The organism is Tunturiibacter empetritectus, assembly GCF_013410875.1.
Lineage (GTDB): Bacteria > Acidobacteriota > Terriglobia > Terriglobales > Acidobacteriaceae > Edaphobacter > Edaphobacter empetritectus.
In genome coordinates this window covers 1,992,715-2,009,792 of the sequence record NZ_JACCCU010000001.1, presented here as the reverse complement: position 1 = coordinate 2,009,792, position 17,078 = coordinate 1,992,715, and the positions used below count along the sequence as shown (strand labels likewise).

Annotated in this window: 8 protein-coding genes; 4 read left to right on the top strand and 4 right to left on the bottom strand. The window is 60.8% G+C overall.

Annotation, left to right across the window (positions count from 1 at the left end; genetic code table 11):
- Positions 1 to 53: 53 nt before the first annotated feature.
- Both HDF08_RS08515 and HDF08_RS08510 read left to right on the top strand, forming a co-directional pair.
- Positions 54 to 806, top strand: coding sequence for a hypothetical protein (locus tag HDF08_RS08515; protein ID WP_179638044.1), 753 nt, complete (start codon positions 54 to 56; stop codon positions 804 to 806).
- 282 nt (positions 807 to 1,088) lie between these two features.
- Positions 1,089 to 2,849, top strand: coding sequence for a GMC oxidoreductase (locus HDF08_RS08510; RefSeq protein ID WP_179638043.1), 1,761 nt, complete (start codon positions 1,089 to 1,091; stop codon positions 2,847 to 2,849).
- Positions 2,850 to 2,971: 122 nt separating this feature from the next.
- Here the strand turns inward: HDF08_RS08510 and HDF08_RS08505 are convergent, their stop codons facing one another.
- Positions 2,972 to 3,802 carry a response regulator gene (locus tag HDF08_RS08505; RefSeq protein WP_179638042.1) on the bottom strand — a complete coding sequence of 277 codons (831 nt, stop codon included), beginning with the start codon at positions 3,800 to 3,802 and terminating at the stop codon, positions 2,972 to 2,974.
- A 391-nt stretch (positions 3,803 to 4,193) separates the two neighbouring features.
- Here HDF08_RS08505 and HDF08_RS08500 point away from each other — a divergent pair, with 391 nt between their 5' ends.
- Positions 4,194 to 5,108: a hypothetical protein gene (locus HDF08_RS08500; RefSeq protein ID WP_179638041.1), complete on the top strand. Its 915-nt coding sequence runs from the start codon at positions 4,194 to 4,196 to the stop codon at positions 5,106 to 5,108.
- Here HDF08_RS08500 and HDF08_RS08495 read toward each other — a convergent pair.
- The 3 genes from HDF08_RS08495 to HDF08_RS08485 all read right to left on the bottom strand — a co-directional run bounded on the left by HDF08_RS08495 (position 5,063) and on the right by HDF08_RS08485 (position 13,097).
- Positions 5,063 to 6,280, bottom strand: a complete 1,218-nt coding sequence (locus tag HDF08_RS08495) for a M23 family metallopeptidase (RefSeq protein WP_179638040.1) — start codon at positions 6,278 to 6,280, stop codon at positions 5,063 to 5,065. The two genes, HDF08_RS08500 and HDF08_RS08495, sit on opposite strands and share 46 nt — an antisense overlap.
- Before the next feature lie 86 nt (positions 6,281 to 6,366).
- Positions 6,367 to 12,330: a choice-of-anchor D domain-containing protein gene (locus HDF08_RS08490; protein WP_179638039.1), complete on the bottom strand. Its 5,964-nt coding sequence runs from the start codon at positions 12,328 to 12,330 to the stop codon at positions 6,367 to 6,369.
- 104 nt (positions 12,331 to 12,434) lie between these two features.
- Complete coding sequence (locus HDF08_RS08485) at positions 12,435 to 13,097, bottom strand: HAD family hydrolase (protein ID WP_179638038.1); 663 nt, start codon at positions 13,095 to 13,097, stop codon at positions 12,435 to 12,437.
- Between the two features lie 383 nt (positions 13,098 to 13,480).
- Here HDF08_RS08485 and HDF08_RS08480 point away from each other — a divergent pair, with 383 nt between their 5' ends.
- Complete coding sequence (locus HDF08_RS08480; RefSeq protein WP_179638037.1) at positions 13,481 to 16,996, top strand: TonB-dependent receptor; 3,516 nt, start codon at positions 13,481 to 13,483, stop codon at positions 16,994 to 16,996.
- Positions 16,997 to 17,078: the final 82 nt, after the last annotated feature.

The following is a 17,078-nucleotide window of genomic DNA, read 5'->3' as shown; positions in this document are numbered from 1 at the left end:
CGTGCGATTCGGGAGGATTGTAGCTTCGCCTTCATGCAAGGAAGAGAGCCGTGATGAGTCTCGTTCGCTTTAACAGAGCAGCGTTGTGTGTATTGTTGAGTGGCCTTGTCTTTACGGTGGCAGGGATGGCTCAGCTTATGCCCGCGCCACCGCAGGCGCCTCAGATTCCGCAGGGACCGCCGATGCCGAGCATGCCGACGATGCCGTCGGACTCGCAAAATCCGCAGGGGCCTCCGCCGGATGCGTCGCAACAGAGGCAGCAACAGCAGGACCAGGAGCGAAGGAATAATCAGCAGTGGCCGGGCGGATTTCTGGGGGCGTGGTGCGCGCAGGGAGATCCTTCGAAGCAGGCATCGATCAGCGCCAGCGGGCCGATGCTGAACCTGACGAATGAGAGTGGAAGTACCTCGATTGGGAATCTGCAGGGAGATAATCAGATAGTCGCGCCGGAGTGGCAGTTTGTGACGGGGACGCTGAGTGGCGGACGGATCGATTGGTCGAATGGGACCTTCTGGACGCGGTGCTATAACGGCGGTGGTGGTGGCGGCCGTCGTGCTCCGAATCTGAATGGGCGATGGTATCCGAATGGGAACAGGTCGTTGTCCTGCTCGATTCAGCAGCGTCGAGGAAACCTGACGCTACAGAATGAGAATGGGGACAGGGCGACTGGGTCGTTCAACGGCAAGTGGAGTGTGACGACGAACTGGCAGGGGACGAGTATCGCGGGGACGATCAGCCGGGATGGGAACCGAATCGATTGGAGTAACGGGACGTACTGGATTCGGTATCGGCTTTATGGGCAGTAGGGCATTTTCTCTATTTGTTTCGTGGGGTTGGCTATCGGCGGGCGTGGGGATAAGCAAAAGACGAAATGCGGGGCTTCTCCACTGCGCCGTGCGATGAGACTGCACGGCTTCGGTCGAAATGACGATTTTTGTTTAAGGCGGATAAGAGAACATGTAACGAAGAGCCACGCTGAAAGACGATTTTTGTTGCGGAGGAGAGAAGTGGTCCTTTGCGCCTGTGCGGCTTCCTTGAATTTTTGGTGAGAGGCGAGGAACGATGGATTTTTCGTGCATCCTAAGAGCATGTCCTCTCAATATGATGCGATCGTGATTGGTACCGGAGCGGGCGGCGGTACGCTTGCCATGCATCTTGCGCTGGCCGGCAAGAATATTCTCATTCTGGAGCGTGGGCCGTTCCTGCCCCAGGAAAAGTTGAACTGGGACACCTCCGCTGTCTTCCTCGACAATCGGTATCACACCAAAGAGGTGTGGCAGAACAAAGAAGGCCAGGATCTGCACCCACAGCAGGCGTATTACGTTGGAGGCCAGACGAAGGTGTACGGGGCAGCGATGTTCCGGATGCGGGCCGAGGACTTCGGTGTGATTCGCCACCAAGGCGGAATCTCACCGGCGTGGCCTATCAGCTACGCGGATCTTGAGCCGTACTACACGCGTGCTGAAGAGCTCTTTCATGTACACGGCGATCTTGGGTCTGCGCCGTCCGTCCCAGGTGGATTCGGGTCTTCGTTTGATCCTACGGAGCCTTTTCATTCGAAGCCGTACCCCTATCCTGCCTTGTCGAATGAACCCCGAATGCAGACGATCGAGGATGACGTTCGCAGGCTTGGAGTTCATACTTTTCCGATACCGTTAGGGCTTAAACGGAATGAGGCCGATCCGGTGGCCTCGAAGTGTGCGCGTTGCGACACCTGCGACGGCTATCCGTGCCTGGTTCATGCAAAGTCGGACGCTGACATTAACTGCATTCGAGAGATCATGCACCTCTCGAATGTGACCTTGATGACCAACACGCGCGTTACTCGCCTGCTGACGAACGCAACGGGTACGGCCGTCACTGCGGTCGAGGTGATCCATTCGGGCCCTGGAAGCGCTTATGGCAACGCTTCGGAGCAGAGTAAGAGCGATGCGCTGTCTCCTTCGCGGTCGGATCGGACGGCTACTTACACGGCGGGTATCTTTGCCCTTTGTGCAGGCGCGATCAACTCCGCGGTGGTGCTGCTTGCCTCTGCGAACGAGAAGCACCCGAATGGACTTGGCAATCGGTCGGATCAGGTGGGGCGCAACTTTATGTATCACCAGGCGGACGCGCTGCTGGCTTTGTCGACCCAGCGCAATGAGGATGCCTACACCAAGACCTGGGGCACGAACGACTTTTACCTGAAAGACAGTGATCCGGCGTATCCCTTTCCCCTTGGGCAGGTTCAACCGGTGGGCAGCTTCCACCACGAGATGATGAAGGGTGACGCGCCGCCCCTGACTCCGGGGTTTGTGCTGGAGACAATGAAACATCATGCGGTGCCGTGGTGGTTGACGACGGAGGACCTGCCCGACCCCGAAAATCGGGTCACGTTGCATAACACGACCCCGCTGTCGGTCGAAGACGTTCAGCCCGGTGTGGTTGGGGCGCATCCATCCGGCGATACAGGGCAGACCAATCAATCTGAACCGGTGACCACGAACGCACCGCATCGGATTCAACTCGCTTATATGCCGAACAATGTAAAGTCCTTTGATCGTTTGAAGGAACGCTGGGTCGATGTTCTAAAGAAGGCAGGCCATGCTACGGCTCAGGTTCCGCTGCACGCTTACTTCAAGAAACGCATTCCGCTGGAGGGCGTGGGGCATCAGAACGGCACATGCCGCATGGGAGAAGATCCCAGCACAAATGTTCTGGATGTGCATTGCAAGGTCCATGATCTGGACAATCTTTACGTGGTTGATGCGTCGTGCTTTGTGTCGGCTAGTGCGGTGAATCCCTCGCTGACGATCATTGCGAACGCAATCCGTGTCTCGGAGCATCTGCTGCAGGAGCGGCTGAGATGATGGATGGGGACGAGTCGAGCACTCCGATGCAGCGGCGGCAACGGTCTCATGGGCGATGACGATTCGTTTGATGGTGATGGTCTGGCTGGTGGACTGAGGTGCTTTATGCAGGAAGCTCATCTTTATGCGGGAAGAGCGTCGACGACGGACTCTGCGAGATAGCTCTTCATTGCCTGAGCGAGTTGTGAATCGATCTCGTCGGCGATGGTCATAACTCCGATCAGTACAACGCTGAAGTCAATGTTCGCGAGGTTTTTCTGCAGGGTGTTGAAGACGCTGACCTGGAGCATGCGCGACTCCTCGACCATCATGGCAGCGGTATAGCCCTGTCTGCGGCGTGTGGTGCCGTGCTCTGTGGCTGCCTCCGAGAAGATTTCTTTGGTGCCAAGAATCTTTGAGGAACGGAGACGCAGGACGAGATCCAAGAAGACCTGAGGTAGATGGCCGGAGCGCAGTTGGAATGTCATTGGAATTGCCATCAACGACTCTTCCTTTTCGACGAGTTCGTACCAGTCGCTGATGGTGCTTTCGGTGGAGCGTTCAAGAATGGTGGCGACGCTCTCGACTATGCGGACACGAGTGGGGCCGGCGGCGAGCCGTTGTTTGATGGCATCCACCAGCATGTTTACGTCCATTGGCTTAACGAGAATTTCGTCGGTCTGGAGCAGGATCGCCTGAGCCGCGGCGTCCATTTGGGGAAACGAACTCAGCAGTATGGTGACGGCTTTTGGGTTGGCGTGCCGCATGGCGCTGACGACGGTGAGGCCGTCTCCTGGACCGGGCATGTGGAGATCGCTGAGAAGGACGTCGAAGACCTCGGAGCTGATGCGCTTGAGAGCTTCGGTTACGGTTGCAGCAATCGTCACGTCAAAGCCATGCTTTCTTAGAATGATGTCGAGGGTAAGGAGTATTGTCTCGTCGTCGTCGACTAATAAAAGCTTCGCGGCTGCCATCGTTTTCCTCCCAGGATTGCGCGAAGACCAGGAAGCTCGCGGCATCAAAGCGCCAGTATACTCCTATGTGGTCTGGCAGACATAGGGTAATGAAACAATAGGGTTTGTCTGCTGGTTTGTGGCGTGACGATGAGATTGGGGGTCACGTTTTGGCTTGGCTGGACGCCGCTCGGGCTGCGTGTCTACGAATTAGAGCGTTGCGGCGGCGCTGTCTGAAGGAGAGTGACATGAGGCACGGTCTGCTTGCTTCTTTGGTTGTGGCAGGCTTTCTGTATCCAGCGACGCGTGGAGTGGCTATACCGAAGATCATAGAAGTGGAACTGGTTCAGCGCACACCGCCGCTCTAAGATGCGGTAGGGCCTGGTGATTGGGCGCCATGGAAGAGGTGGGTGTGACGCCGAGTTCTAATGTGTGGATCTGTGCTGCTGGAGTGATTGTTCTTGTTATTGGATTTGTCGCCGCGAGACGAGAGTTGCAGAGGGCGGTGGGGCTGGACAAACTTGTTGCCGTCGGACGGGTGTTGTTTGCTGCGCCGCTGGCAGCCTTTGGTGTGGAGCATCTGGCGCTCGGTAAGGTGATACTTGGCGTTGTTCCTGTGTGGATGCCGGCGCGTTTGTTCTGGGTGTACCTCGTTGGCATTGCGTTGATCGCTGCGGCTTTTAGTCTGGCGCTTGGGATACGTGTTCGATTGACCGCGACGCTGCTTGCGATCATGTTTCTTCTGTTTGTGATGATGATCCATGTGCCGAATGCGGTGGCGCAGGTGCACGACAGAATCATCTGGAATGTGGCGCTGCGGGATCTCAGCTTTGGTGCAGGGGCGCTGGCGCTTGCTGGGTCTTTGTGGGGTGGGTCGCGAGATGGCGGTGAGAGTTTAGCGGTGTGGATTGGGCGGGTGATCTTTGCTGTTGTGCTGATGGTGTACGGCGTAGAGCTGATCCTGTATCCGCAGTTTGCGCCGGGGGTTCCGTTGGGTAAACTGACGCCGCCGTGGGTGCCGGGGCCTCATGTTTGGGCGCTGTTGACGGGGCTGGTTTATCTTGGGGGCGGAGTGGCGATGTTGACGAGGAGATATTGCCGCGACGGGGCGACGGCGGTGGGTTTGGTGATGACTCTGCTGACGCTGTTTCTTTATCTGCCTATTCTGCTGATGGCGTCGGGGGCTCCGGCGGTGCTGGAGGGGGCGAACTACGTCTGGGATACTCTGCTGTTTGCCGGAGCGGTGTTGCTGGTGGCGGGAGCAAGACGAGACTTTGGCTTCTACCGGGTTGGGAAGTCGATGATGTCGAGGTCGAGCGGGAACTGATCGTGGCGTGGCGAGGGTGTGGGCAAGAGGCCTTTGTTCCAGACGCCTTCGAGATCCTTGGCGTCTTGAAACTGTTGCGCGGAGATCTGGCCGGCGAAGTCGAAGTGATCAATCGCGTAGGCGATGCCGTTCGAGCCTAACTCCGAGGCTCCTTCCATGAGGTGAAAGTGCAGGTGCGGCCCTGAGGTGTTGCCGGTGTTTCCGAGCTTGCCGAGGAGCTGGCCGCGTTTGACGTGGTCGCCTGGCGAGACCAGGACAGACCCTTTTTGCAGGTGCGCGTAAAAGGCGAAGACTCCGTCGCCGAGATTGAGGACGACGTGGTTTCCGTCTACGTTTTCAAGGTTGATGGTCTTTGGGTCGGGCATGACTCCGGGGACCTGGTCGGTGAGGTCGTTGCGTGTGCTGACGACGGTGGCGTCTGCGACTGCGATGACGTCAGCGTCGTATGCGGTGTAGTTGCGAACGTTGGCGGCGTCTCCGTGGATGAGGCGGCCCTCTTTGTCGAGGAGCATCCAGTCGATGGCGAAGCGTTGGGCGTAGAAGATGTCTCCGTTGATGGCGAGGCCGGTAGAGCGGTGGGCGCCGGTGAGGCCGCAGCATCCGTTGAGGACGACCCAGCCTTTGCCGCGGAGGGGCGGACCGATGGTGGGGAGTTTGTGCAGAAGGGTGATGGGTGCGGCGGTGTAGCTGAGATGGGTTGGTGTGGCGGGTTCGCGCGCTGGTGTGGCCCCGCCCAGCAGCTCGAGGTGGTGGGCCAGGTGTGCGGGGAGAGATGCGGACTGATCGAGGGCGATGTCGAGGAGGAAGAGACGCGAGCCGTTGAACTCGATGGTGGTGTCGGTGACGGGTGCGCCGTTTGTGCTTCGCAGGTGAGTGAGGAGCTGCTTGCCGGAGTAGCCGGCGAGGACGGTCGAAGGCGAGGAGGCGTCGACGACGTCGATGGTTTGGAGGGTTGCCGGGGTGGCGTTGGTGTTGGTGAGGAGAAGCTCGTAGACGATGTGGATGCGGTTGTCGGTTCCGAGGAAGGGCCGGGCGTTGGGGGTGTGGGCTGAGGCGATGAGGGGCGTGAACTGATCGGATTTTGCTGTGGGGTTTGCCGCGGGGCTCGCCACCGCCGGGACGGTGAACAGAACCAGGGCCCAGAGGGTGAGGAGATGTCGTCTATCGCGCATAGGTCGCGATTATACGCATGGGCTGAGATGGGATGGTGAGAGAATTTCGGGCGATGTCGGTGGTTGCTGAGTCAGATGGGCGACTGCTAGTGAGCGGTGACGATGAGGTTGAGGGTTACGGTCTGGCTGAGCTGGACTCCGGTGGTGGAGCTGGCGGTGACTTGATATAGGTAGGTGCCGGGTGGGGTGAAGCGGAGGTTGGGGTCGGTGTCGCCTCGGCCGCAGCCGGAGATCCAAAGGGTGGGTAGAGTGAGGATGATTGCGAACAAGAGCAGGCGGAGGGGGTGTTTTTGCAGGGTGCGGTTTTTTGATCTCCAGAACAAGAGGGCCGAGAGCGGGAGAAGGCAGAGGAGGGTTCGGCTACGGGTGTTTGTTGCTGTGGTTTGCGGGATGTACTCGGCTACGGTGTTGAGGGTGGCGATGGAGTTTTGGGCGGCTCCGTTGAGGGTGATGCTGGAGGGGAGGAGCGAGCAGGTGGCCCAGGCGCCGGGGTTGACGGGGGTGCAGTTGAAGATGACCGTGCCGGCGAAGCCTGATTGAGGAGTTAGCTGGAGGGTGTAGTCGGCGGCGTGCTCGCTGGGGATGGTGAGGGTGGCGGAGGGGCCTCCGTTGACGGTGAGGGTGAAGGCTCCACTCGAGACTCCGGTGCCGGTGAGGGGGATGTTGAGGTTCTGGAGGCCGGTGTTGGGGTCGGTGGAGGTGATGGTGCCGGTGAGTGAACCGAGGGTGGTGGGGGCGAAGGTGACGGTGATCTGGCAGCTGTTGCCGGGGGTGAGCGTGGAGGTGGCGCAGGGGATGGAGATGGCGTAGTCGCCGGTGATGGTGAGGGCGAGGTTGGTGATGGGGGCGGTGCCGGTGTTGGTGAGGGTGATGGTCTGGGCGGCGGAGGCTCCGAGGGCGATGCTGCTGAAGCTGAGGGTGGAGGGGACGGCCTGGAGACGGGACTGGATGCCTTTCCCGGTGAGGGGGTATTCGATGGGCAGGGTTGAGGCGGAGGAGCGGATGGAGAGTAGTCCGCCGATGGTTGCTGGCGTGGTGGGGGTGAAGGTGACCTGCTCGGTGCAGCTGGTGGAGGGGGCGAGGGTGTTGCCTTCGGTGGGGCAGTCGCCGGTGGCGGTGTAGGGGCCGACGGCGGAGATGGTCTGGATGGCGATGGGGGCAGTGGTGATGTTGGTGATCTGGACGGGGAGGGTGGCGGAGGTGCCGATCTGGACGCTGCCGAAGTTGAGCGTGAAGGGAGAGAAGTTGAGTGGCGATGGGTTCGCGACGCCGAAGATAGAGAGGAACTCGAGTGCGGTGCTGGAGTCGGAGGTGATCTCGAGTGCGCTGATGCGGTTGGAGACGGTGTTGGGGAAGCTGGCCTGGGGGGTGAAGCTGATGTTGATGACGCAGCTGGCGGAGGGGACGAGGGTGCCGATGCAGTTGCTCTGAACGGTGAAGTCGGGCATGGGCCGGAAGCCGGCGATGTGGATGGTGGTGGTGCCGGTGTTAGCCAGGGTGACGCTTTGGACGTCGCTCTGGTCTCCTACCTGGGTGGCGAGGAAGGTGAGGGAGCTTTGGGAGAGCGCGTAGGAGACCAGCGGGGCAGTGTTGCTAGGTGCGGCTACGGTGATTGGGGCGGCCCGGCCGGTGAGGGTGAGGAGGTCGGGGCCGGTGAGGGCGTCGCTTTCGATGATGAGGGTGCCGGAGTCAGGTGTGGCGGGGCCGGGGGTGGTGGTCTGGTTGAGGGGGGTGTAGGTGAGGGTTGCGGTGCAGCTTACGGTGGGGGGCAGGGTGGCGCCGCAGAGGGTGGAGGTGATGAGGAAGGGCCACTGGCTGGTGAGGCGGCGGATGGTGAGCGGTATGGCTCCGATGTTGGTGAGGGTGACGGTTTGCGCGGCGGTTTGGCCGGAGGGGACCTGACCGAAGTCGAGGACGGTCTGGCCGGGAATGATGTTGCCGGTGATCTTGAGGGTGGCGGGGCCGATGCCGAAGCCTTCGACGTAGCCGAGGCCGTTGAGGGTGGCGGAGCCGTCGGTGGGGGTGCCCTGGGCGAAGAGGGTGCCGGTGATGTCGCCGTTAGTGAGGGGGAGGAAGGTGACGTTGAAGTTGCAGGAGGCGTTAGGAGCGAGGGCGGCGCAGGCGGGGCCGTTGAGCAGGAACTGGCGGGGGAGGGCGATATTGAGGGCGAGGGATTTTGCGGTGAGGTTGGTGATGGTGAACTGGCGGGTTCCGCCGAGGGTGCTGGTGGGGGTGGCGGCGTAGTTGGCCTGGTTGGGGAGGATCTGGAGGCCGGCACTCTCGGTGGTGTAGGCGCCGGAGAGCGGGACGGTGTAGGTGGCGAGGCCGGTGGTGGAGCTGGTGACGGGGATCTGGAGAGTGTCGGTGACGGTGGCGGTTGTGGGGAGGAAGGTGACGGCGATGGTGCAGGCGGCGGTGGGGGCGAGGGTGGTGCAGTTGTTAGTGGAGGTGAAGCTGGGGGTGGCGTTGGTGGGGGTTCCGATCTGGAGGGTGGCGGCGCCGGTGTTGGTGAGGAGGATGTTTTGCTGGGTTGCGGTGGGGCCGGGAACGTTGTTGAAGAGGAGAGCTGTGGGATTGAGGGCGAGGCCGGGGTCGGGTGAGGCGAAGCCGGTGAGGTTGGCGGTGATTGGGCCGGAGGAGGCCGGCACGGTGAGGGTGCCGGTGCGGCTGCCAGTGGCCGTGGGAGCGAAGACGACGTTGAAGAAGCAGGAGGCGTTGGGTGCGAGGGGGCCGCTGCAGGGGGAGCCGCCGGTGGGGGCGTTGCTCAGTGCAAAGTCTCCGGTGGGGGTGGGTGCTGTGAGGGTCACAGGGGCGGCGGTGAGGTTGGTGACGGTGAAGAGGGTGGGGGCGCTGGCGCTGTTGATGGGGACGGTGCCGAAGTCCTGCGTGGTGGGGCTGAGGAGGACGCCGGAGAGGGCGGTACCAGTGCCCGTGAGGGTGATGGAGGAGGGATTGCCGGAGGAGGCTAGGGTGACGGCGGCGGTCTGGGAGCCGGGGGCTGAGGGGGTGAACTGCACTCCGAGCCAGCAGTTGGCGCAGGTGCCGGTGAAGGAGGAGACGAAGGCGGAGGTGGAGGGTTGGCCGTGGCCGAAGCCGATGTCTTCGACAAGGATGGCTTTGAAGTCAGGCGCGGAGGTGGTGGCGGTGAGGGTGGTGAACGGGGAGGTGATCTTGTACCACTGGACGGCGGGCTGGCCGACGGGGACGCTGCCGAAGGCGAGGGTGTTGTTGGGCGCGGTGAGGATGGCGGAGCCGGTGCCGCTGAGGGTGACGTAGGCGGGGGCAGAGCTACCTGCGGTGACTGCGAGTAGGCCCTGGCGAATACCGGGTTGTGAGGGGGCGAAGGTGAGGACGACGGTGCAGGTGGCGTTGCCGGCGAGGGTGGCGGGGCAGTCGGTGGCGTCGGTGAAGTCGCCGGTGAGGGTGAGGGCGAGGGAGAAGGCGACGGGGCCGGTGTTGCCGATGGTGACGGTCTGGGTGGTGCTGGAGGTGGTGGTGACGGGGACGGCGTTGGGGAAGGTGACGGCGGCGGGGGTGAGGGTGAGGTTGGGGTTGGCGGACTGGCCGACGCCGGTGGGTTGGGGTTTGGTGGTGCCGGTGATGAGGACGGTGAGGCTTTCGTCGAGGGTGAGGGTGGTGGAGTCGGCTGAGGGGGCTGCGGGGGACTGGTAGTTGATCTCTAGCTGGCAGACGGTGTGGGGGTTGAGCGTGGTGGGGCAGTGGTCGGTGAGGGTGAAGGGTGCTTGCAGGGTGACGGGGGTGTGGGTGACGGCGTTGGCGGAGTTGTTCGAGAGGTAGAGGTAGCGTGGGAGGCGTATGCCGGGCTTGCCGCCGACGCCGGAGGGCGTACCGAACTGGGTGCCGAAGTCGATCTCGGTGGCGGAGAGGTAGATGTCGGTGGGTTGGGTGTAGGCGGTGAGGAGAATGTTGCGGGAGGCTATGGTCGAGTAGGCGTTGACGAAGCTGCCGGTTGCGGTGGTGGGGGCAGTGAGGGCAATGGTGAGGTGGCAGGATCCGTTGGGAGGGAGGGTGTAGCTGTTTGGCGAGGTGGCAGGGGTGCAGTCCGTGGACTGCTGTGTGAAGGTGTACTGCGGAGGAACCGTATTGAAGACGCCTGTATAGGAGGCGAAGGTCTGTGCCTGCTGGCTGAGATTGCTGATTGTGACGGTGCGTGTGGTGGCCGGGCTGGAAGCAGTCTGGATGCCGAAGTCGAGCTCTTTTGGGGAGAAGACGATGGGGTTGGGGGTGGCTGTGGTGGCTGGGAGGTTTGCGGTTTGAGAAGAGGCGTTAGCAGCCTGCGCGGTGAGTGTGCCGGGACCAGGGCCGGTGAGTGCGATGCCGCATTCGCCACCAGGAGGGAGGGTTGGTGGGCAGTTGGTGGCGAGGGTGAATCCCGTTGCAGAGAGCTGGAGGTTGGTTGCGTCGGCGCTTCCGAGGTTGCGGAGGGTGAGGTTGGGGGAGTCGTCGGTGGAGAGGGCGAGGGATGGGGCGGCGGTGGTGCTTAGCTGGGCTAGATAGGCAGCTGAGCCGGAGCAGAGGCTGCCGTTCGTGCAGGAACTTGCTGGGAGTGCGGCAGAACGAAGGGTAGAGGGAAGTGCAGGGGTGGGGGTGTTGACTAGCGGTAGATCATAGGTCTCAGTTGAGAGGAGACTGGCGCTGGCCGTGGGAGAGGCGCTACCGGCGAAGGTGGGTTGGCCGGTGGAGTCTACGGTGAGGCCGGTGAGGGTGACTGGGGCGCTGGCGAAGGCGCCGGTGGTGATGGGCAGGCCGCCGAAGCGGATGGTTTGGTCGATGGTGTTTTGTTGGGTGAGGCGGAGGGCGTAGCTGTTGCCGATGGTGGAGAGTGGAGTAAGAGGAAGCAGCCAGGCGGGGTTGGCTGTGAGTTCACCGGTAAGGGTACCTGTGACCCATGCGGCGCCGGAGGGTGCGAGGGCAACGGAGGATTGGGTGCCGGGGGCGAGGAGGTCGGAGGTGAGCAGGGTGCTGCCGTCGAGGGAGAGACGGAGGAGGGTCTGATAGTTGGTGTTAACCAAGGGGGAGGAGACGGTGGCGATGGGGAACTGGCCGGGCGCGATGGAGCCGGTGAGGAGGAGATTCTGGGTGGTGGGGTCCTGCGGCGAAGGGTCGATGACGAGGGAGGAGATGCCGGGGCCGGGGATGAAGGTGGAGAAGACGATGCCGTCGCCGGCGGGGGTGAGTTTGGTGAGGAAGCCGGAGGTGGGGGTGAGGAGGTCGGGGATGATGGCTGCGAGGGTGGGGTAGCCGGTGGAGGTAGTGTAGCCGGCGATGTAGGCGTTGTCGCCGGCGTCGGCTGCGATGGCGGCGGGGGCGGTGTTGCCGTTTTGGCCGCTGAGGTAGGTGGCATAGAGGAGGGTGGTTCCGGTGGTGTTGAACTTTTCTACAAAGCCGTTTTGCAGCGAGCCGGAGGCGGGGGACTGGATGATGCCGGAGGGTGTGACGGGAAGCGCGGAGCCGAAGATGCTGCCGGTGAGGAAGACGGCGTCGGCTGTGGCGGCGATGGCGGAGGCTGCGGTGCGAGGGCTTCCGGCGTAGGTGAGGAAGACGGTGTTCAAGTTCTGGTCGAATTTGCCGATGTACGAATTAATGGACGTGTCGCCCGGGTTTGGGGCCGCGCTGGGAAAGGCTGCGCCGGAGGTGGTGGAGAGGGTGCCGGAGGTGGTGGTGCCGGTGAGATAGAGGTTGCCGGAGGGGTCGAGTGCCATGGCGAGGCCGATGTCGCCGCTTGAGCCGAGATGAGTTTGGGCGAGTACGTTGGTCGCGGTGGGATCGGTCTTGAGGAGGCGGATGCCGTCGCCCTGGTCGAGCAGAAGGTAGAGATTGCCGGCGGAGTCGGACTTGATAGCGTTGAACTGAGCGTAGTGCGCGTTGGTGGGATCGGGATTTGAGGAGCCGAGGAGGCCAGTGAAGAGGAGTTGCTGCGGGCCGGTGGCTGAAGCCTGTGCAGCCAGGGGCAGGGAAGCGAGTAGGAGGAGAGCTATGACGCCGCAGAGACCGGCACGTACACGTCGGAGAGAGAGCGGTGTCTTCATGAGTTGTTGGCTGCGGGCAGTACGCTGGTGCAGCCTGACCTTAAATATTCCTTGCGCTGGAGCCTTGATGAATGGAGGAATTTATCGAAGACGTTACGGAAGTACTATAGCTTCCCGTTTTGGGAGTCCGTATGCCGCTCAAGTTGTAGGAGGTAGTTGAGGCCGCGGGCTTGCATCTCGCGTTCGAAGGCGGCGTGGGTAGAGTACTGAATGGCCTGCATGCCTGCGGCCAGGGCTGCAGTGATGTTCTCCTCCTTGTCGTCGAGGAAGAGGATGTGTTCTGGAGGTGTCTGGAGGCCTTCGGCGGCGTGTTGATATATCTCAGGCTCAGGCTTGGCGCGATTGACGGCGTGGGACCAGGTGTGATGGTCGAAGCCTTCGATCCATGCGTGGCGGCCGCGGAGGCCTGCCTCCATGGCGTCGGGCATGTTGGAGAGGATGCCGGTGCGGATGCCGGCGCGCTGGAGCTGGTCGACCCAGGCGAGCATGGGAGGGTTGAGGGTGGACCAGAGATCGGTGTCGGCGGCAATAAGCTGGGCCAACTGCGTGGGTGTGATGACGATGCCAGCGCCTGCGGCGACGGTGTGCCAGAAGGATTGGGCGTTGAGATCGCCGCGGTCGTAGGCATGGCGGTGAGCCCAGTACTCGCGGTTGAGGGGTTCTTCGCTGAGGCCGGTGATGGTAAGGAGGCGGGCCCAGGCGGTGGGATCAGGTTTGCCGGAGAGGACCATGCCGTAGTCGAAGAGGACTGCTTTTACGAGTGCCATGAGTGGCAATTGTAAGGCAGCTGATTTTGAGTTTTGCAGGGACGCATGCCGATGCGGTTGGCGGGGAAGATGTGGCTGAAGTGGTAGGGACGATTAAAGATTGCGAGAGCTGTTCTTTACGTGCGATCGGAGCGCTAGTTCCATAGGAGAATAGGTGTCTATACAGAATAAAGCTGAGCTTCAAACAAATGCCTTGACAGTGCTTCTCGCCATGCGGTCTTATAACTGAGTTTCAAACTTATAAGCTTGATCGCCCCAGGGAATAAAGCTTCTTTCGAACCGCGTTGTTGGTGCAGGGCAGCGGTCTTCAGAGGCCTCAAAAGACTTTTCCGGGAGCTGGTCCTACACGAAGACAGACGCTGTATTTTTAGGAGAGCCGTCCCATGAAAAGCAGAGTGTTGCAAGACAGTTCGTTCTTCGTACTATTGATCGCCGTGATATTGGCTGGGTTTGCCGGACCGCGTGCTTCCGCACAGTTGAGTACCGCGACGATGTTCGGTATTGTGACAGATTCGACCGGAGCGATTGTTCCCGGGGCTACGGTTACGTTGACCCAGACGCAGACGAACTTCGTTCGCATGACCAGGACAAATGACCAGGGTCAGTATCGCGCGGAGTTTCTGCCGGTTGGGCAGTATACGGTGAAGGTGGGTGCTGCGGGATTCAAAGAGATTGCGCAGAGCGGGATTGTGTTGACGGCGACACAGGAGGCGGCTGTGAACTACTCGCTTGAGATTGGCGGCGAGACCACCGTCGTTGAGGTTACGACCGATGTTCCTCTGGTTAATATGGGGAACTCTGTGCTGGGGCGCACGGTAGATAACCGCGAGGTCGACAACCTGCCGATTGTGGGAAGAAATGTCTATCAACTTCTGAGCCTGACGCCTGGGATTCAGAACAGCCAGACAGAGAACACGGTCGGCTTTCCTGGCCAGCATGTGATCATCAACGGTTCATCGGACAATATGGTGGGACAGGTGACCTACTATCTGGATGGCGGATTGAGTATGACCGGTGTGCGCAATACGGGCAACGTTCTGCCGAACCCGGATGCGATCGACCAGTTTGCGGTTCAGACGAGCAACTTCAGTGCGGAGTATGGACGAACGGGTGCTGGTGTGGTCTCGGTGCTGACTAAGTCGGGCACAAATCAGATACATGGTTCGGTCTTCGAATTTCATCAGGAGACGAACTTCAACTCGAACGCGTGGCTGCAGACGACGAGGACGCCGCTGCACATCAATCGCTTTGGTGCGACTCTGGGCGGCCCGATCGTGAAGGACAAGACGTTCTTCTTCGGTAGCTATGCGGGGTTGAGACAGGTGAGCCCGGTCAACTTCAACACGGTTGTGCCTGATGCTCTTCAGCGAGCCGGAAACTTCTCTGAGAATCTGCCTACGACCACGACGATCGGGAAGGGATTAGGCGCGTGTGCGACTGCCCTGTCTGCCGCGGATAAATCCGTTACGGCTTATGGCGGAAGGTTTATCGTCTGCGATCCTGTGACGCACCAGCCGGTGCCGGGCAATCGTCTCGATCTCGATCCGAACTATCATCCTGATCCTGTGGCCGCGGCGGTGCTGGCGAAGAATGTTCCACTGCCTACGCCGGGGCGGACGGACAACCGGTTTATCGGAAATGAAGGGCTGCCGAATCAGACGGACGAGTTCCTGATCAAAGGCGATCAGCAGTTGACGGCTGCACATCGGTTGACGCTGGACTACTTCCAATCGAATGGAGCGCAGAGCAACCTTCCCTCCGGCTCGAACCTGCCAGGATGGGCGGTGAACAACTATGTCTACCGGCAGCAGACGGCCAATGTGAGCGATGTCTGGACAGTGTCGGCGCGGTCGGTGAACCAGGTGTGGCTGAGCTTTACGCGTATGCTTGCGGGCCGCGACAGTACGCCGGGAACTTCGCTGGCGGCTTATGGCTCGGACCTGAATGTGCAAGGGACGCCTTCGTTGCCGGATATCAACGTGGCGAACTTCTTCCATCTTGCAAATGCGATCAGCGGTCCGGTGGCCGGCGATAACGTGTATGGTCTGCGGGATGTCTACAACACGACGCGAGGGAAGCACTCGATCTTTGTGGGCGGCGAGATCTATCTGGAGAAGGATAGGCTGGAGACGCTGTTGAATAACTACGGCACGTTCAGCTTTACGAGTTCCGCTGTTCCTACCACCGCATCGGGGCAGGCTACTTATGTGAAGACTGGAGCAGCCATCGCCGACTTTCTGATCGGCCATCCGAATGCGGTGGGTCAGGACTCGCCCGACGATGCGAATGCCAACTACTGGAACTATGGGATCTTCGGGCAGGACGATTGGCGGATCACTCCGAAGCTGACCCTGAACCTGGGGCTGCGCTATGACGTGCAGACGGCTCCGACCGATACGCAGCGCCGGTATGCGATCTTCAAGCCGGGTGTGCAGTCTACGGTCTCGCCGAGTGCGATCCTGGGACAGTTGTTTCCGGGCGATCCGGGAGTTCCTCAGAGCGGTGTCGGCACGAACTACAACCATGTTTCGCCGCGTGTCGGTTTTGCGTTCAACCCTTATCGTGACGGCAAGACGGTCTTCCATGGCGGTGCCGGGTTGTTCTTCGACACGATCGGCGGCAATGAGTGGATGCTGCCGCAGAACTTTCAGCCGTTTGCGGTGAGGGAGACAGCGGCGTTTAGTCATGTGACCAGCTTGCAGCATATCTACTCGACTGACTGCCAGGACTTCCAGGGTTGCACCTCGCCGTTTCCGTATCTCTACGACAAGGCGAATCCGCGGTATGTGTCTCCTGCGTCGCTGGTGTTCCTGCAACAGGGGATGCGCTGGCCATATAACATTCAGGCCAACTTCGGCGTGCAGCAGCAGTTCACCAAGGATCTTGCGGTCAGCATCAACTACGTAGGAGCTTTCAGCCGGAAGCTGCCGTTGTACATCGATGCGAATGCGCCGATCTACAACACGGCGAACGCGGCGATGAACACGGCGACGAACTACAACTGCCGGCGTCCCTTTGATGCGCTGCCGTTCGGGACGGGAACCTCGTGCGCGAATCCTGCGGTGGGGTCGAAGTACATGAGCAATGGGTATGTGATTGAGGATGGGCAAAACACGAACTACCAGGGTCTGCAGGTGACGGTGGAAAAACGTCTGAGCCAGCACATCAGCGTCAATGGCTTTTATGTGTTCAGCAAGGCGCTGTCGAGTGCTTCGCTGCAGACGACGGGCAATATCGGCAACAGTGGCGCGACCGAGCCTGAGGACTACTACAATCTTGGGTTGGAACGGCAGCGGACGGATAGCGATCAGCGGCATCAGGCAGTGATTGCCGCGGTGTGGAAGCCGGATTACTTCGGTAAATCCAACAGGGTGGTTCAGAATTTGCTGAATGGATGGTCCATCTCCGCGATTGTCACGATGCGGAGTGGGGTGCCGTTCACGATCACCAGCGGCAGCGATGACAACATGGATGGAGACACGAACGATCGGCCGAACCTTGTTCCGGGCAAGCTGGAGCGGGTGAACAGTTCCAGCGGGTCTCGCGCAATCGAGAGGAAGCAGTGGTTCGACACGAGCGCGTACTGCAGGGTCGGTTCGGCGGGATGCTCTGCCGGCACCGGAGCAGGCAATGTTGATGGTACGGTGAGCCCGAACTCGATAAGCGGACCAGGGTACAAAGACGTTGACGCAGCGATCTTCCGTGACTTTGGGATCTTCGAACGGGTGAAGTTCCAGTTTCGCGGCGAGGCGACCAACGTCTTCAACTTCGTCAACCTGGGCAATCCGGGGGCGGTGTTGAACAGCCCGAGCACCTTTGGCGTCATCTCAGCACAGACGACTACGCCACAGGGGTCGGGGATGCGGGTGATCCAGCTTGGAGGCCGCATCCTGTTCTAACCCTGGGTGGGAAGCAAATAAAGCGGGCGATGCTATTGCGTCGCCCGCTTTGTTTTGCATGCCGGTGGATTTCGTTTGGATT

What these genes read in the sequence shown, in the direction of transcription:
- HDF08_RS08505 (WP_179638042.1), bottom strand. Translation starts at nt 3,802, where the DNA reads ATGGCAGCCGCGAAGCTTTTATTAGTCGACGACGACGAGACAATACTC.
- HDF08_RS08480 (WP_179638037.1), top strand. Translation starts at nt 13,481, where the DNA reads ATGAAAAGCAGAGTGTTGCAAGACAGTTCGTTCTTCGTACTATTGATC.
- HDF08_RS08490 (WP_179638039.1), bottom strand. Translation starts at nt 12,330, where the DNA reads ATGAAGACACCGCTCTCTCTCCGACGTGTACGTGCCGGTCTCTGCGGC.
- HDF08_RS08515 (WP_179638044.1), top strand. Translation starts at nt 54, where the DNA reads ATGAGTCTCGTTCGCTTTAACAGAGCAGCGTTGTGTGTATTGTTGAGT.
- HDF08_RS08495 (WP_179638040.1), bottom strand. Translation starts at nt 6,280, where the DNA reads ATGCGCGATAGACGACATCTCCTCACCCTCTGGGCCCTGGTTCTGTTC.
- HDF08_RS08485 (WP_179638038.1), bottom strand. Translation starts at nt 13,097, where the DNA reads ATGGCACTCGTAAAAGCAGTCCTCTTCGACTACGGCATGGTCCTCTCC.
- HDF08_RS08510 (WP_179638043.1), top strand. Translation starts at nt 1,089, where the DNA reads ATGTCCTCTCAATATGATGCGATCGTGATTGGTACCGGAGCGGGCGGC.